Origin of the sequence: Ciceribacter sp. T2.26MG-112.2 (genome assembly GCF_900492205.1) — a bacterium.
Taxonomy (GTDB): domain Bacteria; phylum Pseudomonadota; class Alphaproteobacteria; order Rhizobiales; family Rhizobiaceae; genus Allorhizobium; species Allorhizobium naphthalenivorans_A.
Genome location: NZ_UEYQ01000014.1, coordinates 1 through 23,241, shown reverse-complemented (window position 1 = coordinate 23,241; position 23,241 = coordinate 1). Strand labels below are relative to the sequence as shown.

Here is a 23,241-nt window from a genome sequence, read left to right as displayed (position 1 = left end):
GTCAGTCACCGGCAATGCCGAGCAGTTCCGCGTCGAGCGCGTGCAGGAAATGTTCGGCGATCTCGGTGCCGATACCAAGATCGTGCGGGCCATAGCGGCTGGCGACGCGCAGGTCGACCAGGGTCGTCTCCACCTCCTCGCGCAAGCGGATGACCACGTCGAACGGCAGGCCGAGCGCGAAGGTGCGGGTCGCGGCCTGCAGCCGCACCGTGCCGATCGGTTCGGGCGGCAGGGCTGTTGCGGCAGGCTCCGGTTCGGGACGCGGCAGAGGGACCGGAACGCCCTGCGGAGGGGCATTGGGATCGACGGCCGGAACGGATGCGCTCGCCGGCGGAGCGGGCGAAAGCGGCTGGAACTCGGGCACCGCATATTCCTGCCCTCGCTCGGCGATGACGAGAAGACCGTTGGCATCGGCCACCTTGCGCACCGCTTCGTAGACGCGGTCGAGCGCGCCTTCGTAGCGTCGACCGGTAAAGCCCGGATAGGCCCGTGCCTGCAGGTCGCGGCTCTCCCGCGTGACCGGCGGCCGCTCCAGCCATTGCTGCCGGGCTGTGGGTTCCCGCAGCCATTGCGGCGGATCGACGAGATCGCTCGAGACGTCGTAGATCGGCGGGCGATCGAGATAGCGCCAGGCCGCCCAGCCGGTCAGCCCGAGCGGCAACGTGGCATAGAACAGCGCCCAGCCCGCGGCCACTCCGCCGAGCGCTCCGACCTGCCAGAGCCGGCCAAGGCCGATCAGGGCAAAGGGCACGGCGAGCGCCGCCGGCACGGCGGCAAGCGCCGCCAGCGCGACGAAATCCGGGGTGGTGAGCGGCCCGAAGCGGTGGGCGAGGATGACGATCGCCAGCACCGCGGCGCCAAAGACCCCGAGCCGCCAGGCGAGGTAGGCCGAGCGCGAGACGGGTCTGTCGTAGCGGATGGTCATCGGGGGCGACACCGGATCAGGCGGAGGGACGAGCGAAGCAGTCCGACAATGTTTATCGTCTGGCCGCAGGGGCGACAAGCGGGCGGCCGGCTGTTGTCACGGTCCTGCCGATGGAGCCGGCCATGTACCGCTTACTGACGCACGGAGCAAAGTTCCGGCGTCGCCCGGCGGCGGCAAGACTACGGCTTGGGCGGCGTGGACTGGGCGGGGCCCGGTTCTGGCGATGTTGGGGGCGTCGCAGGAGCCACGGACGCCTGCGGCTCAGCCGCCCCTTCCAGATCCAGAACCTCGCCGTTCAGCGTCGGGGCCGAGCCGTCCTCGGGGATCTGCAGCTCGATCGCACCGCCGTCCGGCTGCGACGGATCGGGCAGCGGCGGTGCTTTGAGCGGCATGGGTACGTAGAGCGATACCAGGACGATGACGCCGATGACGACCAACCAACTGCCGACGATGCGGGCCGGGATCTTGAGCCACGGGCCGCGGAAATGGCGCAGCATGAGGGCCGGCGCGAGAACCAGCCAGAGCGCGCTCAGGACCGTACCGAAGGCGAAGTCAATGAGCCCTACACCGATGTCGTCAAGGCCGACGAACAGCGAGAAGGAAAAGGCGACGACGCCGGCGGCGAGCATGACGGCCCATTGCCGCCAGCGTCCCGTCAGCCAGAGCGCGGCGCCGGTCGAGATGACCGCTGTCGGTGCGACCAGGTAGAGCACCTCGCCAAGCGGCGATGAACGGATCACGCCGAAGATCGGGTCGAAGAAGGCCAGCATGACGACCAGTACGCCGAGGAAGACGCCGACGACGGCGAGGAAATCGCGGCGGGTCTCGGCCATGGCCGCGCCGAGCGCCAGACCCAGCATGGCGAGCGCCAGGTCGTAGACCGAGAAGGTGAACAGCGCGCCGAGTTCGAGGAAACCGTAATCGTGCGGGATCCCTTGCGACAAAAGCAGGCCGATCACGCCGGCATTGAGCAGCCATAGCGAGCGGCGAAACGACGGGTTGGCGAAGATCGCAGCGAAATCCGGCCGGTTGCCGGCGTCGGCCGGGCTTGCGGCCGAGGCGGCGGACTGGGCGGAGGCGGCAGCCGCACCGGCCGCGGACTTTCCGCTCGCACTGGCGGCGCCCCTGGTCTTGACCTTGACTTCAGCCTGTCCCTTCGGCGCGGGCGTGGCCGCCTCCGGGCGGGAACGCTGGCTGTTCGCGGTGCTGCCGTCGGCCCTTACCCTTGCCTTCGAACGGGATCTCTGGCTCTGGCGGCGCTTGCTCATCGGTCGTCCCGTCTTTCTGCTGTCTCGATTGAAAGGCTAGGCCTCGGCTATTCCACAAACGGCTTGCTTTGTCATCCGCCGTGACGAGAATCGCCGGCAGACAGGCCGGCAGACAGGCAAGTGCGGGAATGGCCGACATGATGCGGATCTTGATGTTGAACGCCGTCACGCGGCGCGAGCGAAAGGACGCCACCAGTTTCGTCTTCGACACCGTCAATCGCCTCGGCGGCTGGATCGACGACGTGCAGATGTATTCCAACCTGATGAACACGATCCGCCTGACGCTTGCCGCCAGCGCCTACCCTGCCCTCATTGCCGCGCTGCGCGAAGGCGACATTGCGGTCGACGAGCCCGGTGAGGACCCCGGCGGAGCGGACCCGGCGACTGAACGCATGGCCACCTTGCAGATCACCTTCATCCACGACGAGCCGGACATGAAGCGCGACGTGCCGGCGGTGCCCGGTTAGGGATCAACCTTCGCGGCACTGCCGATCGCCGCCTGTGCCGCCGACAACCTGGCGATCGGCACGCGGAAGGGCGAGCAGGACACGTAGTCCAGATTGGCGCTTTCGCAGAAGTGGATCGAGGCCGGGTCGCCGCCGTGTTCGCCGCAAATGCCGAGCTTCATGTCGGGCCGGGTCTTGCGGCCGCGCTCCGCGGCGATGCGGATCAGTTCGCCCACCCCGTCGAAATCGAGCGAGATGAACGGATCGTGCTCGATGATGCCCTTGCGCTGATAAGTCGGAATGAAGGCCGAGGCATCGTCGCGCGAAATGCCGAAGGTTGTCTGGGTCAGGTCGTTGGTGCCGAAGGAGAAGAATTCGGCGGCCTCGGCGATGACATGGGCGCGAAGGGCCGCGCGCGGCAACTCGATCATCGTGCCGACGAGATAGGAGATTTCCAGTCCCGCCTCGGTCATGACGTCCTTCGCCACCTTGTCGATCAGCGCCTTGACGTAGTCGAGCTCGGCTTTCAGGCCGACCAGCGGCACCATGATTTCCGGCACGACGGCCGCGCCCGTCTCGCGGGCAGCGGCGATTGCGGCCTCGAAGATGGCGCGGGCCTGCATTTCGGCGATTTCCGGATAGGAGATCGCCAGACGGCAGCCGCGATGGCCGAGCATGGGGTTGAACTCGTGCAGGGCGTCGACCCGCTGGCTGAGCAGGTGCGGGTCCATGCCCATGGCGCTCGCCACTTCGGCGATCTCTTCCTCGGTCTTCGGCAGGAATTCGTGCAGCGGCGGATCGAGCAGGCGGATGGTCACCGGCAGGCCGTGCATGATGGCGAAGAGTTCGGTGAAGTCGGAGCGCTGCATCGGCAAAAGCTTGCCGAGCGCGGCGCGGCGACCTTCCTCGTTCTCGGCGAGGATCATCTCGCGCATGACCTGGATGCGATCGCCCTCGAAGAACATGTGCTCGGTGCGGCAAAGGCCGATGCCCTCGGCACCGAAGGATCGCGCGGCGCGCGCGTCGACCGGCGTGTCGGCATTGGTGCGCACGGTCATGCGGCGCGCCTTGTCGGCCCATTCCATCAACTGGGCGAAATCACCGGACAATTCCGGCTGGAGCATGGCCACTTCGCCCTTCAGCACCTGTCCGGTCGAGCCGTCGATGGTGATGACGTCACCCTTCCTGAGCGTGATCCCGACGCCGATCAGCAATTCGTTTCGCAAGTCGACACGCATGGTGCCGGCACCGGCGACGCAAGGAATGCCCATGCCGCGCGCGACGACGGCGGCGTGGCTGGTCATGCCGCCGCGGGTGGTCAGGATGCCCTGGGCCGCGTGCATGCCGTGAATGTCCTCCGGGCTGGTTTCGACCCGGACGAGAATGACCTTGCGGCCCTCCTCCTCGGCGATCACCGCCTCTTCGGCGGTAAAGACGATGGCGCCCGTGGCCGCCCCCGGTGAGGCCGGCAGGCCGGAGCCGATGACATGACGCTCGACCTTGGGATCGATGGTCGGATGCAGCAACTGGTCGAGAGAGGACGGCTCGATGCGCAGCACGGCCTCCTCTTCGGTGATCAGCCCTTCGGCCACCATGTCGACGGCGATCTTCATCGCCGCCTTGGTGGTGCGCTTGCCGGAACGGGCCTGGAGCATCCACAGCTTGCCGCGCTCGATGGTGAATTCGAGGTCCTGCATGTCGCGATAGTGCGCTTCCAGCCGGTCGCAGATGCGGCCGAACTCGGCGAATGCCTCGGGCATGACCTTTTCAAGCGACGGCTTGTCGGAGCCACTGTCGATGCGGGCAGCCTCGGTGATCGACTGCGGCGTGCGGATGCCGGCGACGACATCCTCGCCCTGGGCGTTCACCAGGAATTCTCCGTAGAGGGCCTTCTCCCCGGTCGAGGGATTGCGGGTGAAGGCGACGCCGGTGGCGGACGACGAGCCGAGATTGCCGAAAACCATGGCCTGAACCGTGACGGCCGTGCCCCATTCGGCGGGAATGGCGTGGAGATGGCGATAGGTGACGGCGCGCGGATTCATCCAGCTGGCAAACACCGCGCCGATCGCGCCCCAGAGCTGGACATGGGGGTCCTGCGGGAAGGGTTGCCCAAGCGATTCCTCGATCACTTCCTTGTAGAGAGCGGTGACATGCTGCCATTCGACGGCGGAAAGGTCGGTGTCGAGTTCGTGGCCGAAACGGGTCTTCTCGTCCTCGAGGATTTCCTCGAAAGCCTCATGGTCGATACCCATGACGACGTCGCCATACATCTGGATGAAGCGGCGGTAGCTGTCCCAGGCGAAACGGGCATCGCCGGCATTGCGGCCGAGCGCCTCCACCGTCTGGTCGTTGAGGCCGAGATTGAGGACGGTGTCCATCATGCCGGGCATGGAGGTGCGGGCGCCGGAGCGGACAGACAAGAGCAGCGGCAGCGTGGTATCGCCGAAGCCCCGGCCCGTGACGGCCTCCATGCCCTTGATGCCTTCCAGCACCTGGGCCTTGAGATCATCCGGCAGGCTTCTGCCGTTCTTGTAGTAGAAGGCGCAGGCGTCGGTAACGATGGTCAGGCCCGGGGGAACCGGCAGGCCGAGGCTGGCCATTTCGGCGAGATTGGCGCCCTTGCCACCCAGATGGTCCCGGTCGGCAGCACTTCCCTCGGCCGTTCCGTTGCCGAAGGTATAAACCCATTTCCTCATGCCTCATCTCCACCCGAACAGGCCATTTGTCGACGGTTTACAGCATATGTGACGGAATGAAAACGCCGAGCACGCATGATTATGTTGCATTGCATCATAATTGCGGCAGAGAGTTAATACGGAAAGCGTCGGGCGTCGTCTGCCGCCGCTCAGTCCGCGGCAAGCACGTCCAGTTCGGCCGGCTTCGGCTCGCCGAGCACGATGGTTCCGAGCCTCACGTCAGCGATCCGCAGCACCGCCCGCTTGCCGTCCGCGGAATAGAGCACGCGGAGCGCACTGGCTGCGCAATTTCCCGGTTGGCAGGCGGCGAACAGCTGCATCGACTTGCCCTCGATCTCCACCCGTTTCGAGGCGAGCGCCACGTAGCGGTCACGGCTCACCATGTTGCGCACCCAGGCCGGCAGGCCGGGCTTGCCGCGGATCAGGCCGACCAGCGACTGGCGATGCGGCTCGGAGCCGGCGATGACGGCGGGGAGGAAATTGCCCGACAGGGAGGGTTCGGCAGCGGTCGCGGTCGCGGTCGCGACGGGCGGGACGGCGAGCGCCGTAAATAGCGCAAGCAGGAAAACCGGTGACGACGCCCTCTGCTGTCTTCCTGTCCTCATCGCGCTCGATCCTCCCTTGACGAATCAGACGCCAAGGCGCCCTCCCCATCCTTTCGCGATGTCGGCGCGATGGGAAGAGCCATTGCCCAGGGCGAAATCGTGGTCGGGCGCAGTCGACAGGGGCCGTGCGGGATCGCGGGCCGCGGTCAGACGATCGAACTGTCGACGATGACCATCGGACGGCTCAGCGAGCAACGCTCGACGCGGGCGTCGACGCGGTAGACGTCGCGCAGCATGTCGCGGGTGATGACCTCTTCCGAGGGGCCGCTGGCGACCAGCCTGCCCTCGGCGATCACCAGCGTGCGTTCGCAATAGCGCAGGGCGTGGTTCAGATCATGAAGCGCGATCACCACTGCCATGCCCGTGCGCTTTGCCAGCGCCGACATATAGGTCAGAACCTCGATCTGGCGGTAGAGGTCGAGCGCCGAGGTCGGCTCGTCCATCAGCAGGATTTCCGGCTTGCGGATCAGCGCTTGGGCGATCGCCACCAGCTGGCGCTGGCCGCCGGAGAGTTCGCCGAGGTTGCGGAAGGCCCAGGGGGTGATCTTCAGCGAGGCGAGCACCCGGTCGATGTCGGCCAGCTCATGGTCCTCGACCTGCCAGCCGGAGCCCTGCTTGGCCGCCATCAGCACGGATTCGTAGACCGACAGCACGGCGTTGCAGGCGGTGTCCTGCGGCATGTAGGAAATGCCGGCATCGCCCTTTTCGCCCTCGACCACGACGACGGTTCCCGTCCCCTTGGCAAGACCTGCGATGCGTTTCAGGAAGCTCGACTTGCCGGCCGCGTTCGGACCGATGACGGCCGTCAGCCCGCCCGGAGAGGGGATTTCGGCGCTGATGCCGGAGACGATCTCGGAGCGTCCGTAGCGGACGGAGAGATCCTGCATCATCAAGCCTACCATGCGCGCCTCCGCTGGGTGAAAATGAGGACGAAGAAGAAGGGCACGCCGACCAGCGCGGTGATGACCCCGATCGGCAGGATCGCGCCCGGGATGATCGACTTGCTGACCACCGAGGTGGCGGAAAGCAGCAGCGCGCCGCAGACCACTGAGGCCGGCAGAAAGAAACGCTGGTCCTCGCCGACCAGCATGCGGGCGATATGCGGCCCGACCAGGCCGATGAAACCGATGGTGCCGACGAAGGAGACGGGGATGGCGGCGAGCAGCGCGACGACCATCAGCGTGGTGAGCCGCAGCCTTTTGACATTGACGCCGAGGCTTGCTGCCTTTTCGTCACCCATCCTCAGTGCCGTCAGTTGCCAGGCGTTGCGGGCAAAGAGCGGCACCGCGATGACCAACATGGCGCCGGTGACGGCCACCTTGACCCAGGTCGCCTTGGTCAGGCTGCCCATGGTCCAGAAGACGACGGCGGCGAGCGCCTGTTCGGAGGCGAGATATTCGAGCAGCGACAGCGCCGCGTTGAAGGTGAAGACCAGGGCGATGCCGAGCAGCACGATGGTCTCGACCGTCACGCCGCGCAGCGTCGAGGCGAAATGGATGAAGAGGGCTGCCAGCATCGCCATGATGAAGGCGTTGATCGGCACCATCAGGTGGACGGCGATCGGCACCAGCGAGACGCCGGCGACAAGACCAAGGGCGGCCCCGAAGCTGGCGGCGGCCGAAATGCCGAGCGTGAACGGGCTCGCCAGCGGATTGGCGAGGATGGTCTGCATCTGCGCGCCGGCGAGCGACAACGAGGCGCCGACGGTGACCGCCATCAGGGCGATCGGCATGCGGATGTCCCAGATCACCACCTGCCGCTGGATGTCGACGCTGTCCCGGGAAAAGAGCGTCTTCAGCACTTCGGCGATGGTGTAGTTCGCCGGCCCGACCGCCATGTCGGCGGCGACCGACAGGAACAGAAGACAGCACAGGAAAACGATCAGCAGTATGCGCCTGAAGGACAGGGCGCGGTAGTGACCGCGCCCTTCCTTGATCGTGACGGTTTCGACAGCCGCGGCCATATCAGTTTCCGGCGTTCAGCGAGACCCAGTAACCGGGCCGATAATCGACGGGCAGGAAGCGCTCGTGCAGGCTGCGGAAGGTCTGGTCGGGATCGAGATCCTTGAACAGGTCCGGATGCAGCCACTTGGCGATCTGCTGCACGGCGACGAACTGGTAGGGGTTGTTGTAGAACTGGTGCCAGATGGCATGGACATTGCCGTCCTTGACCGCCTTGATGCCCGTAAAGGCCGGGCGCTCCATCAGCTTGGCGAGCTTTTCGGCGCTCTTGGCGGCATCCGCACCCGGGCCGACCCCGACCCATGCACCGCCGGGGACATAAAGCTCCCAGTTGGCGCCGGTGATGATGACCTGATCCGGATTGGAGGCGATGATCTGCTCGGGATTGACCGTGCCGAAGGTGCCGGGGATGAAGTCCGAGGCCATGTTCGTGCCGCCGGCGAGCGCGACCATCTGGCCGAAGTTCTCGTTGCCGAAGGACATGCAGCAATCATCGGAATAACCGCCGGCGCGTTCCATGAAGACGCTCGGGCGCTTGAGATCGGCGACCTTGGCGAGCACGTCCGTGACCCTGGCGATCTCGGCGGCGCGGAAGGCGATGAACTCCTCGGCCCGATCCTGCTTGCCGAACAGTTCGCCCATCAGGCGCATGGACGGCTCGGTGTTGAGCATCGGCTTTTCGCGGAAGTCGACATAGACCAGCGGAATGCCGACCTTGCCGAGCTTTTCGATGTAGCCGGCCTCCTCGGTGGCCGTCTTGGCGTCGATGTTCATGATGATGACGTCGGGCTTCAGCGCCACGGCCTGCTCGATGTCGAAGGTCCCGTCCTTCATGCCGCCGAAGGTCGGCAGCTTTTCCATTTCCGGGAATTTCTCCAGATAGGCATTGTAGCCGTCGAGGTCGGCCTTCTTGAAATCGTCGCGCCAGCCGACGACACGGCTGAAGGGCGCTTCCGTATCGAGGGCGGCGACGAAATACATCTGCCGGCCTTCGCCAAGGATCACATGCTCGACCGGCACCGCCACCTCGACCTCACGGCCGGTGATGTCGGTCACCTTGACCTTGTCCCGGGCGTAAACGCTGCCGGAAAAAAGCACGGCAAGACCCAGGGCGGCTGACGCCACCTTATGGAAGATATTCATATTTTTCTCTCCAGCACCTGAATTGGTGCTGGAATATGTTTCATGATCTTTACAGTCAAGATTTATCTTTTATAACGCTTCCAAACTCGAGACGTGTCGGAGCTGAGAGAATGAACCTGGCGAGCAATTACAGCCTGAAAGACGAGATCAAGGCCTATTGGTCGGAGCGTGCGGCGACCTTCGACGAGCAGCCGGGTCACGAGATCTTTTCCGAGGGCGAGCGCGCCGCCTGGCAGGCGCTGTTCATCCGGCATCTCGGGCGCGGCGAAGGACGGCGGGCGGTCGACCTTGCCTGCGGCACGGCGGTGATTTCCCACCTGCTTGACGACATCGGCTTCCGGGTCACCGGCATCGACTGGGCCGAGCCCATGCTGGAGCGGGCAAGGCGCAAGGCCGCTGCCCGCAAGCGGTCGATCGAGTTTCTGCTCGGCGATGCGGAAGTGACGATGGAGCCGGACAATTCCGCCGACGTGGTGACCAATCGCCACCTGGTGTGGACGCTGGTCGATCCGGCCGCCGCCTTTCGCGAGTGGCACCGTATCCTGAAGCCCGGCGGCAAGCTGCTGATCGTCGACGGCGATTTCGTCAATCCGGGCCCGTTGTCGCGGCTGTTCTCCAGGCTCTCCGGGCTTGCCCAGAAGATCAGCCTGATGGCGCCGGACAGGCGGCATGGTCCCGGCGCGCTGGGCGAAACCCATCGCAGCATCCTGTCGCGCGTCTATTTCTCCAACGGTGCGCGGGCGGACCAAGTCGTGCGCCTGCTGACCGAAGCCGGCTTCACCGACATCCGCGTCGATTTCGACCTCAAGGCCATTCACCGCCAGCAGCGCAAGAACTTCACGCTGCTCAAAGGGCTGGAGCGGGCAACGCAGCACCGCTATGCGATCTCGGCGGTCAAGCCGGTCTGACAAGGCGCAGCCGGCGGCCGACCTCAGGGGCCCATGCCGGCCAAAGAAGGTGGAAATCGGAAATCTCCGATTTCCCTAATTTATTCATAGTTCATAGTTCCGGCCCATAATGACCATCGAAATTGCTTGAACGATGGGAACCAGCAGCCGGTGAATAGAGAGCAGATCGCGGATAAACTGGCCACGCTCCGCGAGGAATCGGCGGCCCTCATTGCCGTCTACGACCCGGAAGACCGTCTGCGTTACGCCAATGCCGCATTCCGCAAAGCCTACTTTGTCGAACCCGACGAAACGCCCCTCTGGCCGGACCTGATGCGCCGCAACTGGCAGATGGGCCGCGGCGCCATCATCGCCCATCCCGACATGGATGCCTGGCTCGCCTCTGCCATCTCGCGCCGGGGCAAGGTGCCGCGCCGCTCGTTTGAAAGCGATCTCGTCGACGGGCGCTGGCTGTGGATCGTCGAGACCGTACAGCCGGACGGCTGGATGCTGTTCATCGCCACGGACATCACCGAATTGCGGCGCGACGAACGCGAACTGCGGCAGTTGCGCGACTTCGCCACGCGCGCCTCCCAGACCGACGAACTTACCGACATTTCCAATCGCCGCCATATGTGGTCGCTGCTGGAGAATCTGCTGGGCGGCATGCATCCTTCGGCCAAGCGACAGGGCTGCGTTTGCCTGTTCGACCTCGACCTCTTCAAGCAGATCAATGATCGCTTCGGCCACCAGGCCGGCGACACGGTACTGGTCGACTTCGCCCGCACGGTTCAGGGCAGCATCCGGCTGCGGGACGGATTTGGCCGCATCGGTGGCGAGGAATTCATGCTGCTCATGCCCGACACATCGATCCTCCATGCAAAGAAGATCGTCGACCGGATCTTTGCCGCGGTCCACGAGCGCCGGCCGCTGCCGAACGCCAAGGATTTTGCCTATACCTTCTCCGCGGGCCTCGCCGAGATCAAGGCCGAGGACACGCCCCAGGCCGTCTATTCACGCGCAGACCAGGCGCTCTACCAGGCCAAGCATGAAGGCCGCGACCGCCTGATGCTGGCGGCGTAAAACCCCGCTCACAGGCAAGACCGAGGACGGGTACGGTCGATCTAGACCACGTCACGCTCGCGCAGCGCTTCCGCCGTCTCCAGGTCAACCGACACCAGTTGGCTGACCCCCTGCTCGGCCATGGTGACGCCGAACAGGCGGTTCATGCGGGCCATGGTGATCGGGTTGTGGGTGATGATGACGAAGCGCGTCTCGGTCGAGGCGGCCATTTCGTCCATCAGGTTGCAATAGCGCTCGACATTGTGGTCGTCGAGCGGCGCGTCCACTTCGTCCAGCACGCAGATCGGCGCGGGGTTGGTGAGGAAGACCGCGAAGATCAGCGCCATGGCCGTCAAGGCCTGCTCGCCGCCGGAAAGTAGCGTCATGGTCTGCGGCTTCTTACCCGGCGGGCGGGCGAGGATCTCAAGACCGGCTTCGAGCGGGTCGTCGCTCTCGATCAGCTGCAACTCGGCAGTGCCGCCGTTGAACAGATGGGTGAACAGCCGCTGGAACTGGGCGTTGACCACGTCGAAGGCGGCGATCAGGCGCTCGCGGCCCTCGCGGTTGAGGCTCTGGATCGCGCCGCGCAGCTTCTTGATCGCATCGATGATGTCGTCGCGCTCCTTGATGAGGGCGGCGAGCCGTTCCGACAGCTCCTTCTGTTCCTCGTCGGCCCTGAGGTTCACGGCGCCGAGGCGCTCGCGCTCGATGCGCAGACGGTCGAGATCACGTTCGACTTCGCGCAGGTCGGAGATCTCGGACGGATCCTTGAGCCCCGTCAGGCGGAAGGCCTCGTGCGGTGGAACGGCGAGCGTGTCGTGGATGCGGGTTTCGGCCTCCTTGCGCCAATCGCGGGCGGAAACGAGCCGTTCCTCGGCACGGCCGCGCTTCTCGCGGCTTTCGGCGAGTTCGGCCAGCGCTGCGGCGGCCTTCTGGTCTGCATCGCGCTGGCGCGTCTCGGCCTCGACGAGCCGGTCGGCGGCGGCGCGGCGTGCGGCTTCGGCCTTTTCCAGCTCGTTCATCAGGGCGCGGCGCTTTTCCTCGACCTCGTCGGGCGCCATTTCCAGCCCGATCATCTCGTCCTCGGCCTCGGCGACACGGTCGCGCAGCGTGGCGATATGCTCCTCGGCGTTTCGCGCCCGCGCCTGCCAGGTGGAGCGCTCCTGGCGGATGGCGAGGATGCGGCGGCGGCGGCTTTCGTCCTCGCGGGCCAGACCCTCGAAACGGGCCCGCGCCTCGGCAAGGCGGCCGCGATCGGTCGCCACTTCGGCCTCGGCCTCGCGCAGCCGGACGTCGAGGGCCGACAGGTCCGGCGTCTCCTCGATCTCGATGCGGGCGTTTTCTTCCTGTTCGAGCGCTTCCTCGATCTGGGCCTTGAGGCCGTTCACCGCCTCCTCGATGACGACGCAGCGGCGGATCAGATCACCCGAGGCGCGCTCGGCCTGGGTCAGCGCCTCGCGCGCTTCGGCAAGGTGGCGGATCGACAGGCGCTGCCTGTCGCGCGCCTCGGCCAGACGAGACTCCTCGCTGCGGATCGCGTCGACCGCCTCGGCCAGACGCTCCTCGGCCTCGTTCAGTGAATACTGCGCCTCTTCGGCCTCCGTCTCGATCTCGGTCAGGCGGTTCTTCTGGGCCAGCCGAAGAGCGGCCGCGCTCGGGGCTTCTGAGCCGGCGACATGGCCGTCCCAGCGATAGACGGCGCCTTCGCGGGTGACGAGGCGCTGGCCGGGGCGAAGTTCGGGCATCAGGCGAAGCGCCGTCGCCTCGTCGGCGATGCCGATCTGGCGCAGGCGGCGGGTCAGCGCCGGCGGCGCACGCACATGATCCACCAAAGAGGCAATGCCCGCCGGCAGGGCCGGATCGCCGGTACCGTCGCCGTTCAGCATCCAGTGGGCCGGCGCGGCCGCATCGAGCGGGCTGTCGAGGTCGTCGCCAAGCGCTGCACCGAGCGCCGTCTCGTAGCCGCGGGTGACGGTCAGTTCTTCCGCCACGGGGGTGAAATCGCCCGACACGGCCGAGGCCAGCATGCGCGAAATCGTGCGTGCCTCGGTTTCGAGCGCATTGAGTTTGGATCGGGCGGCCTCAAGCGGGGCGCGCGTCAGGCTCTCGGCGCGGCGGGTCTCGGCCAGGCGATCTTCGATCTCGGCGGTTGCGGCCTCGCTGTCGGCCAGCGCCTGTTCGGCGGCCTCGACCATCTCGCGCTTCTCGTCCGGATCGGGAAGGGCTGCGATGCGGGCGGCGATCTGCTCGAGCTCGCCATTGGCCTCCGCCACCTGACGCTCCAGCCGCTGGCGGCGGTCGGCTAGATCGCGGATCAGGCGTTCCAGCTGGTTGCGGCCGGCAGCGGCCTCGGCGCGCTCGGCGGTGAGCGCGGCAAAGCGCTTCTCGCTGTCGGAAAGGGTCGCCGCCGCCGTCTCGAAGGTGATGCGGGCTTCTTCGCCGGTGCGGCCGGAATCGGCGAGGATGTCCTCGATTTCCACCTCCTCCGCCGTCAGCCGTTCCAGCACTTCGGCATTCTCGGCGACCAGGCGTTCCTCGCGGCGAATGTCCTCGGAGAGTTGGGCAAGGCGGCGGGTGAGTTCGTCGCGGCGGCGCAGCAGGCGGCCGGCCTCCTCGTCGAGCTGGGTGCGGGCGATCTGCAGGCGCTGGAGGGCTGCGGCGCAGCGTGCCTCCTCCTCGCGCAGTTCGGGCATCTTGAGGCTGGCGATGCCTTGTGCCTTGGCCGCCTCCATCTGGCCTTGCGCCTTCTCCGCGACGATCGAGGTCGCCTGGTTCAGCGCGCTTTCCGCCTCACCCTCGGCCTGCTTGGCCTGGCTCCAGCGGATGTGCAGCAGCATGGCCTCGTGCGCCCGGATGTCGGCGGAGAGCATCTTGAAGCGGTTGGCCTGGCGGGCCTGGCGTTTGAGGCTCTCGATCTGGGTCTCGAGCTGGGCGGTGATGTCTTCCAGCCGTTCGAGATTGGTCTCGGCGGCGCGCAGGCGCAGTTCCGCCTCGTGGCGGCGCGAATGCAGACCGGAAATGCCGGCCGCCTCTTCGAGCAGCTGGCGACGCGCCTGGGGCTTGGCCTGGATCAGTTCGCCGATGCGGCCCTGGCCGACCATCGAGGGAGACCGGGCGCCGGTCGAAGCGTCGGCGAACAGAAGCTGCACATCCTTGGCACGGGCTTCCTTGCCGTTGATGCGATAGACCGAGCCCTCGCCGCGCTCGATGCGGCGCGTCACCTGGATCTCGTCGGCATCATTGAAGGCGGCGGGTGCGGTACGGTCGGAATTGTCGAGATAGAGGCCGACCTCGGCGGTGTTGCGGGCGGGACGGTTGCCGGAGCCGGAAAAGATCACGTCGTCCATGCCGGATGCGCGCATGTTCTTGTAGGAGTTTTCCCCCATCACCCAGCGCAGCGCCTCGACAAGGTTCGACTTGCCGCAGCCGTTCGGCCCGACAACGCCGGTCAGGCCCCGTTCGATGATGAATTCGGTCGGTTCGACGAAGGACTTGAAGCCGAGCAGACGCAGGCGGTTGAACTTCATGCCGCAAGCCTCCTCTTCTCCCCAGCGGGGAGAAGGTGGCCCGCAGGGCCGGATGAGGGGGGACGTCGTGCGCGAAGCCCCCTCATCATCGCCTCACATCGTTCGGCACTTCTCCCCGCAGGGGAGAAGAGGGTAAAAGCAAAAACGGGCGCGCGGGTTTGCCCGCCGCCCGCCAGAATGCCGGAGCGCCGATCAGAGCATGCTGTCGATGAGCGCCGACATGGTTTCAACCGACATGTCCCCCGAATAGCTCTTGCCGTTGATCAGGAAGGTCGGCGTCGACTGAATGCCGAAATCCTTGGCCCCGCGATCCCGGACTGCGGACACATCAGCGGCAAGTTTCTGGTTCGTCAAGCAGGCGTCGAAGCTCTCCTGTGTAAAACCACCCAGTTTCGACAATTGCAGCATGGCGCCGCGCACATCGTTGTTGGCCGGGGCGGCCCAGGTCATCTGCTGCTTCATGAACATCGAGACGAAGGGGAAGAACCGTTCCTCCGGCGTGCAGCGCGCCAGCATGAAGGCGGCAAGCGATGCGGTGTCGCCCGGGAACGGGAATTCGCGGACGATGAAATAGGCCTTGCCGCTGTCCACATACTTGGCCTTGATCGCGTCGAAGGTCCTGGTGTGGAAGTTGGCGCAGTGCGAGCAGGTCATCGACATGTATTCGATGATCTTGACCGGGGCGTTCGGATCGCCGAGCGCCATTTCCTTGAGCGGACCGGGCTTCAGCGCCTCTTCCATGTCGATGTCGCGGTCTGAGGTCGGCAGTTCGACCTTGGCGGCGGGTGCTGCCGGCTCGGCTGCAGGAGCCGGCGCCTGGGCGGTCTCGGTAGCGGCTGGAGCCGGTGCGGCGGCCGGTGCAGGCGTGGCCGCGGGCGCCGTTGCCGTTTCGGCCGGAGCGGCGGGCGTTGCCGTGCTGGTTTCAGCCGGCTTCGGCGCGTCGGCAGCCTTCTTTTCGGTGTCGTCGCTGCAGGACGCGAGCATGGCGGCCATGGCGATGACGGCGGCGCCACCGAGCAGGCGGCTCTTGGAGAGGATCGGATCGAGTTTCGGCATCAATGCACCCTGATGACTGTTTTTGACGTTGCCAACCGTTATCGCGGCAATCGGCAGCAAACAAGGCGGGCACCCTGCCCCGACATCAAAGAATCGTGACTTCAGGAGGCCTAACGCATTAAATCTTCTTCATGTTCGCGGCTGGGCGGATACAGTGTCGGTATTGGCCGCGATGTCTCGCTTGGCCGCGAGCGACCGAAGATGAAAAATTGGACCGGCGGCTTCAGGAGTTTTGCGCTGTTCGCGGCTGCCCCCCTTGGATCTGGTCAGTTGCTGAGGCAAAACACGTTTCGGTGGAAGCTGGGGCCCGCGCATCGTGGCGTGAAATTCAAGGACCCGCATATCTTAATTCAGTAAAGATACGACAAAGATGATTAGACATACAAAGATATTGCTCCTGTCGAATGTCCCGATAGTGACGATGTTTCTGACAGGCTATCGCGGGTTTTTTCCCGACTTACGTCAGCTTTCACTACGCTCTTTTCTTCTATTTCAGATTCCTCAATCTTAAATCAACACAGCGAATTACCGGACCCAACGATGAAGATTTAGTAAGAGACAACAAGACGGAACCAAAATGGGCTTTGACTGTTCTGTTTCCTTTAGTGGTTGGCTCCCAAATTTTCTCCCAGACAATCCAAGAGAGCCAAGACCAAAGCTACTTGTATTACGTCCCCATGCTCCCCTTCGCGGTCTTCCTTGGTGGATCCTTCCTGGAGGCCACCAGAAGACTCAGGATTTGAGAGATGGATTCCAGCACAAGGTGAACTGGAACGAGGGGCACGTACGTCCTTCGTCACTGAGACACCCCAGTGCTATTTGCGCCGCTGCGACATCACACCCGTGCCGAGACGCTCGATTGCCAGGCGAAGCTTGTCGTCGGTGATGCCTTCCATCATGCCGGCGAGCTTCCTGGCCTTTTCGCCCTCCAGCTTGCGCGGGCGCGGGCGCTTCAGCGTCGCGGTCGAGACGGGCTTCTGGACGATGCGGATCTGGCCGATCGCCGGATAGCCGAAGAAGCCGTTGATGCGCGAAATGAGTTCGCCCTGGGCGTGCGAGAGAAAGAGCGCGCGGGCGCCTTCGCAGGCAATGGTGAGCACGCCGGGCCTGTGGCCGCCTTCGTCGCTGGAATCGCTGCGGCGCGGCCAGGCGATCTTTTCCGGCCTCGTGCAATCGGCGAAATTCTCGCCGGCGATCTCGTCCCAGGAACCGAGCAGCGCCGTGGTGATGCCGGCGCGGCGGGCGAGCACCGGATCGATGATGCCGTTCGCCACCTCGGAAATCTGGATCACGCCTTTTCTGGGAGCACGCATGGAATACCGTGTAAGCCTTTCACATCCCCCTTGAACGGCCGGGTGATTTGGCCAGATATAGGGCACTTTCCCTTCAAGCGGCAAATGACCAGCGTGACAATCCAGAAGAAACCCGCGGCCGCGCCCCTGCTCGCCTGGTATGATCGCCACCACCGCGACCTGCCCTGGCGCATTTCGCCGGCCATGGCCAGGCGTGGTGTGACGCCCGATCCCTATCACATCTGGCTGTCGGAGGTGATGCTGCAGCAGACCACGGTTGCGGCGGTGAAGGCCTATTTCGCCAAGTTCGTCGGGCTTTGGCCGACCGTCGGCGATCTGGCGGCCGCTCCCTCCGAAGACGTGATGGTCGCCTGGGCGGGGCTTGGCTACTACGCGCGAGCCCGCAACCTGAAGAAATGCGCCGAGGCCGTTGCGGCTGCGCATGGCGGCCGCTTTCCCGACACGGAGGACGGCCTGAAGGCGCTTCCCGGCATCGGCGACTACACGGCAGCCGCCGTCGCGGCGATCGCCTTCAACCGCCCCGCGGCGGTGATGGACGGCAATGTCGAGCGAGTGATCTCGCGGCTCTTTGCCATCGACGCGCCCCTGCCCGGTTCCAAACCACAGATGAAGGCCCACGTCGCGGCGATGACGCCGCAGGACCGGCCGGGCGATTTCGCCCAGGCGATGATGGATCTCGGCGCGACGATCTGCACGCCCAAGCGGCCCGCCTGCGCGCTCTGTCCGTTCAACGATGTCTGCATGGCGCTCGCCACCGCCGATCCGGAGCGGTTTCCGGTCAAGGCGGCGAAGAAGGAAAAGCCGGTGCGGCTCGGGGCCGCCTTCGTCGCGGTGGATAGCGACGGGCACCTGCTCTTAAGGCGCCGGCCGGACAGCGGCCTGCTCGGCGGCATGACCGAGGTGCCGACCACGGCCTGGACGTCGCGGGTCGACGGCGAGACGGGCGTTGAAGCCGCGCCGTTTGCCGCCGGCTGGCAGGCCTGCGGCACCGTCACCCATGTGTTTACCCATTTCGAGCTTAGGCTCGGCGTCTACCGGGTGCAGGTTTCCCGCGCGGAGGCCGGCGCGGTTCACGGCTTCTGGGCGCCGGTCACAAATCTTGACGGCGAGGCGCTGCCGACTGTCATGAAAAAAGCAATTGCCGCCGCTATTCCGACCGCGTTTTCCATCAGCAAAGGATAAGACATGCCCGAGCCCATCCGCCATATCGTCTTCGACATCGGCAAGGTGCTGATCCATTACGACCCCAACCTGCCCTATTCCCGCATCATTCCCGACGAGGCGGAGCGTCGCTGGTTCTTCGACAATGTCTGCACCCATGACTGGAACCTGGAGCAGGACCGCGGGCGCGGATGGGCCGAGGCCGAGGCGGAGGTGATTGCCCGCTATCCCGAGCGCGAAGAGCAGATCCGCGCCTTCCGGCTGAACTGGCATGAAATGGTGCCGTATGCCTATGAGGACAGCGTGGCGATCATGAAGGGCCTGATCGATGCCGGGCGCGACGTCACCATGCTGACCAATTTCGCCGCCGACACGTTCCGGGACGCGCGGCGGATGTATCCGTTCCTCGACCTGCCGCGCGGCGTGACCGTGTCCGGCGAGATCGGCCTGCTGAAACCGGATGTAGCGATCTACCAGCGCCACGCCGCCGATTTCGGTCTCGACCCGGCGGCCAGCCTGTTCATCGACGACGTCACCGTCAATGTCGAAGGCGCCCGCGCTGCCGGCTGGCAGGCGGTTCAGTTCCTCGGAGCGGACAAGCTGAAGGCGGACCTGAAGGATCTAGGCGTCGAGGTCTAGGATCTAGGGTGCGGGTCACCTCGGCAAAATGCCATTGAACTCATATGCGCTCCATGTCATATTTTTGCATGACCTGGAGCGTATTGCTGCATGAAGCCTTCGATCCGGAATTCGAGGCCCTGCCCGAGCCGGTCAGGGACGAAATCTTCGCGAGCCTGCCGCTGCTCAAGACCTATGGCCCGCAGCTCGGGCGCCCATGGGCCGACACACTAAAGGGCTCTCGCCACCCGAATATGAAGGAACTGCGCTTCAAGGCCGATGACGGCGTCTGGCGGGTCGCCTATGCGTTCGACCCGAAGCGGCAGGCCGTGTTGCTTGTCGCAGCGGACAAGTCCGGCGGGAGCGAAAAGCGCTTCTATAGACAGCTGATCGACAAGGCGGACCGGCGCTTCACGCAGCACCTGAAGGATCTGGAAGGAAAAGACGATGGCAAGAACGCTTGACGAGGCTCTGGCCGCCCTGCCCGAGGAAAAGCGCAGGGAACTGGAAAAGCGCGGCCAGGAACGGCTCGATGAGTACCGGACCCTGCAGGACCTGCGCAAGGCACGAGACCTGACGCAGGAAAAGGTGGCCGAAATTCTCGGCGTCAATCAGGAAAACGTTTCGCGCATGGAGCGTCGCAGCGATCTGCTCCTGTCGACCCTGCGCGACTACATCACGGCGATGGGAGGTGACCTCGAGATCATCGCGCGCTTTCCGGACAGGAAACCCGCTGTTCTTACGAGCATCTTTGCTTCCGAAGACGGCGGCGAGGACAAGCCGAAACGAGCGGGCAACCGATAGGACCGATCAGCCCGCGGCGATCTCGAGAAACTTTTCCTCGAGCCGGCGGGTGAAAAGGGCCGTGTCGAACAGCGGCGCTGACGTGCGCGCCTCGATCAAGTCCTGGCGCAGGCGGAGATGGCGGTCTCCGTCCTGCGCCAGTTCGACCGCCAGGCGGACGAATTCTGAAAGGTCACCGGCAACGAGCTGCGGCTGGCCGACGGCGGAAAGCAGGCTTTCCGACACGCGGCTGGCAAAGCTCGTGCCCTTGACGGTGATGACTGGCACGCCGCACCAGAGCGCGTCCGACGTGGTGGTGTGGCCGTTATACGGTGCGGTATCGAGGGCGATGTCGGCTTCGACGAGGCGGCGCAGATGCTCGGCCAGCGGCTTTTTCGGGGCGAAGACCAGGCGGGCCGGATCGATGCCGTGGGCTTTTGCAGCCTTCTGCAGGTTTGCCCTTGTGAGCGGCGACTGCTCCGCCAGCCACAACACGGAGCCTTCGACCGCGGCCAGCACCTGCATCCAGGCGACAAACATGTGGCTGCGGATCTTCTGTGGCTGGTTGAAGGAGCAGAACACGACGCCATCGAGCGGCAGGCCATGGGCCCGGCGGGCCTCGGCGCGGTCGGGCGCGCGCTCCACCGCCTCGCGGCTGCGGTCGTTCGCCTGGTAGCTGCCGTCGAGACGGAGCAGCTTTTCCTGGTAGAAGGGGATCGAGCGGTCGGGCGTGACGATGCGGTCGGTGACGGCATAGTCGATGCCCACCCCCGTGACCGAACCGGGGAAACCGAGATAGGTGACCTGCACCGGTGCCGGACGGCGGCAGAAGATGCCGAGCCGGTTGCCCTGGGTGAAGCCCTTGAGGTCGACGAGAATGTCGAGATCGAGCGAGCGCACCAGTTCGGCGGCGGCATCGTCGTCTAAGGGCAGAATGTCGATGTAGAAATCGATCGCCTCGAGGAAACGCTCGCGCACGGGGCCTTTGCGCTGGTCTTCCGCCGTGTGGCAGATGCCGTAAACGGCGAAGTTCTCGCGATCATGGGCTTCCAGCACGCCGGCAAACAGCGCCATGGTGGCGTGATCGCAGAAATCCGAGGACAGGTAGCCGATGCGGATCGGGCCGGGCGCACGTTCGCTGCGCGACCATTTCGACGCGACCGGGGGAAAGACCGCTTCGGCCGTGCGGCGGGCGCAGCGGGCGTGATATTCCTCGTCGCCGGACCAGACGAGCGCGCGGAAGGCATTTTCGCGGATGTCGGCGGTCACGCCCTCGCGGGCATAGGCCGCCTGAAGCTCGCCCTGCAGACGATCGGCCAGCGGGAAATCGCAAAGGTTTCCGGCGCACCAGAAGAGCTCGGACAGCGCCAGCCGTTCTTGCGGGTTCGCGACATAGGCCTGAAGCAGGGGCGGATAGGCCTCCTCATAGAGGCCGAGCCCCGACAGCACGATACCGGCATTGAGGAAATTGCCGAAGTTCTGGCCCTTCTCCGCCAGCGTGCGGGCATAGGGCAGCGCGTCGGAATAGCGGCCGGCCTCGCGATGAAGGCTGCAGATCGAATGGGCGAGATCGAGATCGTCCGGCAGATGCTTTTCCAGCATCCGCAGGGCGGAAAGGGCTGCATCGCCGTCGCCGACGGCGAGATAGTGGGAAGCGGCGCGGAAGGCGACTTCGCGTTTGAGGTTAGGGGTCAGATCGATGGCGCCGGCATAGAAGGTCGCGGCCATGGCGCGGTCGCCCAGCCGCTCGTAGATGGTGGCGGCGAGGATCATCGGCTGGGCGTCGCCGCGCTCTGTCTCGAACAGCGCATAGAGCGTCGCGAGCGCGGACTGGAGATCGCCCTCGTTGAACTGCCGCTTCGCCTGATCCAGCAATGCCGTCACGTCTTCGTCATCCCCATGTTTCGCCGCCATGGTTAGGCGGACCGACTTGTCCGAAACTGTCGACTGGGCGAAGGTGGCGCCCGGCCGCCGCGACCCGCCGGCAGCCTTCATATTCCCGCCCTTTCCGGAGCCTTCATGACCTTCGATCCCGTCGCCGCCGCCAAGCGCTATCTCGACGCCGTCAACGATCTCGACTTCGCCGTCATCGAAGATTTCTACGCAGAGGAGGCCGTCTATGGCTCCGTGAAGGTCGGAGGGCTTCAGGGGCGCGACGCAATCCTGGCGGCGTTTCGGCAGTATTTCACAACCTATCCCGACCAGCAGGCGGTCGACGAACTGATCGAGGCGGTCTCGCCGCTTTCCGCCCGCGCGGTGTGGCGTTTGAAGGCGACCCATGCCGAGACCGGCGAGCCGCTCATCCGCTTCGGCGAGGAGACCATTACCTTCAATGCCGACGGCAAGATCGTCTCGGTCGAGGTCACCGACTACAAGGTCTAGGACCAGACGTGCCTGGAAACGGATGACGCCCGGCGCTTTCGCACCGGGCGTCAAGGCTCTCCTGCCGGGACTAGAGGTACAAGACCGGCCGGAGAAACTCCGGACTGGCAAAGCTGGGCGGATCGTCAGTCCAGCTTTGCCAGCCCACTGCGGACGACCGCCCGGAGTTCATCGATCGGACGCAGGGTGTGTCCGTCATCGATGTGCCAGAAGGTCCATCCGTTACACGCATCAACGCCCTGCACCTTGGCGCCCAGACGATGAATGGAACCGGCATCGCTGCCCGAAGCGAGCGTGCCGTCGGCGCGCACGACCGCCGAATGGCGGCGCCTGGCGCAGGTGAGAACCTGGCCCGGCTTGACCATGCCGCTCTCGACCAGGGTGTTGAAGGCGACGCGCGGCTCGGCCTTCTTGCCGGTCAGCACGGTGAGTTCGGTCTTGCCGAGCGGGGTAACCGAGGCGATGCGGGCCGAGGCCGCGTCGATGTAGTCCTGTTCGCGCTCGATGCCGACGAAGTTGCGGCCGAGGCGCTTGGCCACCGCACCGGTGGTGCCGGAGCCGAAGAACGGGTCGAGCACGATGTCGCCGGGTTTGGTGGAGGCCATGATGATGCGGGCGAGCAGGGCTTCCGGCTTCTGGGTCGGATGGACCTTCTTGCCGTCGTCGCCCTTCAGCCGCTCGCCGCCCGAGCAGATGGGGAAGAGCCAGTCGGAGCGCATCTGCACGTCGTCGTTCGAGGCCTTCAGCGCATCATAGTTGAACGTATAGCCCTTAGCCTTGGCGTCGGGCGAGGCCCAGATCATCGTCTCGTGGGCATTCTGGAAACGACGCCCCTTGAAGTTCGGCATCGGGTTGGTCTTGCGCCAGACGATGTCGTTGAGGATCCAGAAATTGAGGTCCTGCAGGGTCGCGCCGACGCGGAAGATGTTGTGGTAGGAGCCGATCACCCAGATGGTGCCGGTCGGCTTGAGCACACGGCGGCAGGCCAAGAGCCAGGCGCGGGTGAAGGCGTCATAGGCCTCGAAGGAGGCGAACTGGTCCCATTCGTCGTCGCAGGCATCGACGAGGCTCTGGTCCGGGCGGTGCAGCGCGCCGCCGAGCTGCAGATTGTACGGCGGATCGGCGAAGATCGCATCGACGGACTTGTCGGGCAGCGCTTCGAGTGCGGCGACGCAGTCGCCCTTGATGATCGAATTGACCCAGGAGAAGGGGTCACTGGAACGGCGGAGATCGGCGAGCGGGAATACGGAAGCCATCGGTTACTCACTCTTACGCTGACGCAGCACTGGAATAGAGGCCTATGGTTACCGAACTTGGTTACCAAAGACTGAAGGGGCGTTGAGAAATTCCATTGGCGGCAGGGCGGCCTGTGCCGAAAGGGGCCGAGGGGTGCGGGGCAGGCTGGGGT

At 65.2% G+C, this 23,241-nt stretch carries 20 protein-coding genes; 8 read left to right on the top strand and 12 right to left on the bottom strand.

Features of this window, described 5'->3' with window-relative positions; translation table 11 throughout:
* Nucleotide 1: 1 nt before the first annotated feature.
* Nucleotides 2-925, bottom strand: coding sequence for a DUF1499 domain-containing protein (locus DYZ14_RS17200; protein WP_154721828.1), 924 nt, complete (start codon nucleotides 923-925; stop codon nucleotides 2-4).
* Nucleotides 926-1,104: 179 nt separating this feature from the next.
* Entirely contained in the window at nucleotides 1,105-2,193 is a 1,089-nt protein-coding gene (locus DYZ14_RS17195) for a hypothetical protein (RefSeq protein WP_154721827.1), read from the bottom strand.
* A gap of 137 nt (nucleotides 2,194-2,330) precedes the next feature.
* Here DYZ14_RS17195 and DYZ14_RS17190 point away from each other — a divergent pair, with 137 nt between their 5' ends.
* A complete protein-coding gene (locus tag DYZ14_RS17190) occupies nucleotides 2,331-2,660 on the top strand; it encodes a hypothetical protein (protein ID WP_154721826.1) in 330 nt (109 codons plus the stop codon).
* Here the strand turns inward: DYZ14_RS17190 and ppdK are convergent.
* The 5 genes from ppdK to DYZ14_RS17165 form a co-directional block, all read right to left on the bottom strand.
* Nucleotides 2,657-5,335, bottom strand: a complete 2,679-nt coding sequence (gene ppdK, locus DYZ14_RS17185) for a pyruvate, phosphate dikinase (protein ID WP_154721825.1) — start codon at nucleotides 5,333-5,335, stop codon at nucleotides 2,657-2,659. The two genes, DYZ14_RS17190 and ppdK, sit on opposite strands and share 4 nt — an antisense overlap.
* A 149-nt stretch (nucleotides 5,336-5,484) precedes the next feature.
* Nucleotides 5,485-5,940 (bottom strand): Ivy family c-type lysozyme inhibitor, encoded by a 456-nt coding sequence (locus DYZ14_RS17180; RefSeq protein ID WP_154721824.1) that lies wholly within the window; start codon nucleotides 5,938-5,940, stop codon nucleotides 5,485-5,487.
* Nucleotides 5,941-6,086: 146 nt separating this feature from the next.
* Entirely contained in the window at nucleotides 6,087-6,842 is a 756-nt protein-coding gene (locus DYZ14_RS17175) for an ABC transporter ATP-binding protein (RefSeq protein ID WP_154721823.1), read from the bottom strand.
* Entirely contained in the window at nucleotides 6,836-7,903 is a 1,068-nt protein-coding gene (locus tag DYZ14_RS17170; protein WP_154721822.1) for a FecCD family ABC transporter permease, read from the bottom strand. The genes DYZ14_RS17175 and DYZ14_RS17170 overlap by 7 nt, the downstream gene beginning before the upstream one ends.
* Before the next feature lies 1 nt (nucleotide 7,904).
* A complete protein-coding gene (locus DYZ14_RS17165) occupies nucleotides 7,905-9,044 on the bottom strand; it encodes an ABC transporter substrate-binding protein (RefSeq protein ID WP_154721821.1) in 1,140 nt (379 codons plus the stop codon).
* A 110-nt stretch (nucleotides 9,045-9,154) separates the two neighbouring features.
* Here DYZ14_RS17165 and DYZ14_RS17160 point away from each other — a divergent pair, with 110 nt between their 5' ends.
* Together DYZ14_RS17160 and DYZ14_RS17155 are read left to right on the top strand one after the other, a co-directional pair.
* On the top strand, nucleotides 9,155-9,952 hold the full coding sequence (locus DYZ14_RS17160) for a class I SAM-dependent methyltransferase (protein WP_154721820.1): 798 nt from the start codon (nucleotides 9,155-9,157) through the stop codon (nucleotides 9,950-9,952).
* 150 nt (nucleotides 9,953-10,102) lie between these two features.
* Entirely contained in the window at nucleotides 10,103-11,014 is a 912-nt protein-coding gene (locus tag DYZ14_RS17155) for a GGDEF domain-containing protein (RefSeq protein WP_154721819.1), read from the top strand.
* A gap of 41 nt (nucleotides 11,015-11,055) precedes the next feature.
* Here DYZ14_RS17155 and DYZ14_RS17150 read toward each other — a convergent pair whose 3' ends face one another.
* The 3 genes from DYZ14_RS17150 to DYZ14_RS17140 form a co-directional block, all read right to left on the bottom strand.
* The gene (locus DYZ14_RS17150; protein ID WP_154721818.1) at nucleotides 11,056-14,520 is read right to left on the bottom strand and encodes a chromosome segregation SMC family protein; all 3,465 of its coding nucleotides are present in this window, start codon (nucleotides 14,518-14,520) and stop codon (nucleotides 11,056-11,058) included.
* Nucleotides 14,521-14,712: 192 nt separating this feature from the next.
* Nucleotides 14,713-15,576: a DsbA family protein gene (locus tag DYZ14_RS17145; RefSeq protein ID WP_154721817.1), complete on the bottom strand. Its 864-nt coding sequence runs from the start codon at nucleotides 15,574-15,576 to the stop codon at nucleotides 14,713-14,715.
* 815 nt (nucleotides 15,577-16,391) lie between these two features.
* Entirely contained in the window at nucleotides 16,392-16,889 is a 498-nt protein-coding gene (locus tag DYZ14_RS17140) for a DUF721 domain-containing protein (protein WP_154721816.1), read from the bottom strand.
* Nucleotides 16,890-16,973: 84 nt separating this feature from the next.
* On the opposite strand from DYZ14_RS17140, the gene mutY reads away from it, so the two are divergent.
* From mutY to DYZ14_RS17120, 4 genes are all read left to right on the top strand, one after another.
* Entirely contained in the window at nucleotides 16,974-18,071 is a 1,098-nt protein-coding gene (gene mutY, locus DYZ14_RS17135; RefSeq protein WP_154721815.1) for an A/G-specific adenine glycosylase, read from the top strand.
* Between the two features lie 3 nt (nucleotides 18,072-18,074).
* Nucleotides 18,075-18,689 (top strand): HAD family hydrolase, encoded by a 615-nt coding sequence (locus DYZ14_RS17130; protein ID WP_154721814.1) that lies wholly within the window; start codon nucleotides 18,075-18,077, stop codon nucleotides 18,687-18,689.
* A 68-nt stretch (nucleotides 18,690-18,757) separates the two neighbouring features.
* A complete protein-coding gene (locus tag DYZ14_RS17125; protein WP_154721813.1) occupies nucleotides 18,758-19,132 on the top strand; it encodes a type II toxin-antitoxin system RelE/ParE family toxin in 375 nt (124 codons plus the stop codon).
* Nucleotides 19,116-19,472 carry an XRE family transcriptional regulator gene (locus DYZ14_RS17120; protein WP_154721812.1) on the top strand — a complete coding sequence of 119 codons (357 nt, stop codon included), beginning with the start codon at nucleotides 19,116-19,118 and terminating at the stop codon, nucleotides 19,470-19,472. Before DYZ14_RS17125 ends, DYZ14_RS17120 begins: the two co-directional genes overlap by 17 nt.
* 6 nt (nucleotides 19,473-19,478) lie before the next feature.
* Here DYZ14_RS17120 and DYZ14_RS17115 read toward each other — a convergent pair whose 3' ends face one another.
* Nucleotides 19,479-21,446, bottom strand: coding sequence for an O-linked N-acetylglucosamine transferase, SPINDLY family protein (locus DYZ14_RS17115; RefSeq protein WP_154721811.1), 1,968 nt, complete (start codon nucleotides 21,444-21,446; stop codon nucleotides 19,479-19,481).
* 24 nt (nucleotides 21,447-21,470) lie between these two features.
* On the opposite strand from DYZ14_RS17115, the gene DYZ14_RS17110 reads away from it, so the two are divergent.
* The gene (locus tag DYZ14_RS17110; RefSeq protein ID WP_154721810.1) at nucleotides 21,471-21,833 is read left to right on the top strand and encodes a nuclear transport factor 2 family protein; all 363 of its coding nucleotides are present in this window, start codon (nucleotides 21,471-21,473) and stop codon (nucleotides 21,831-21,833) included.
* A gap of 125 nt (nucleotides 21,834-21,958) precedes the next feature.
* On the opposite strand, the gene DYZ14_RS17105 is transcribed toward DYZ14_RS17110, so the two are convergent.
* Nucleotides 21,959-23,089 (bottom strand): site-specific DNA-methyltransferase, encoded by a 1,131-nt coding sequence (locus DYZ14_RS17105; protein ID WP_154721809.1) that lies wholly within the window; start codon nucleotides 23,087-23,089, stop codon nucleotides 21,959-21,961.
* Nucleotides 23,090-23,241: the final 152 nt, after the last annotated feature.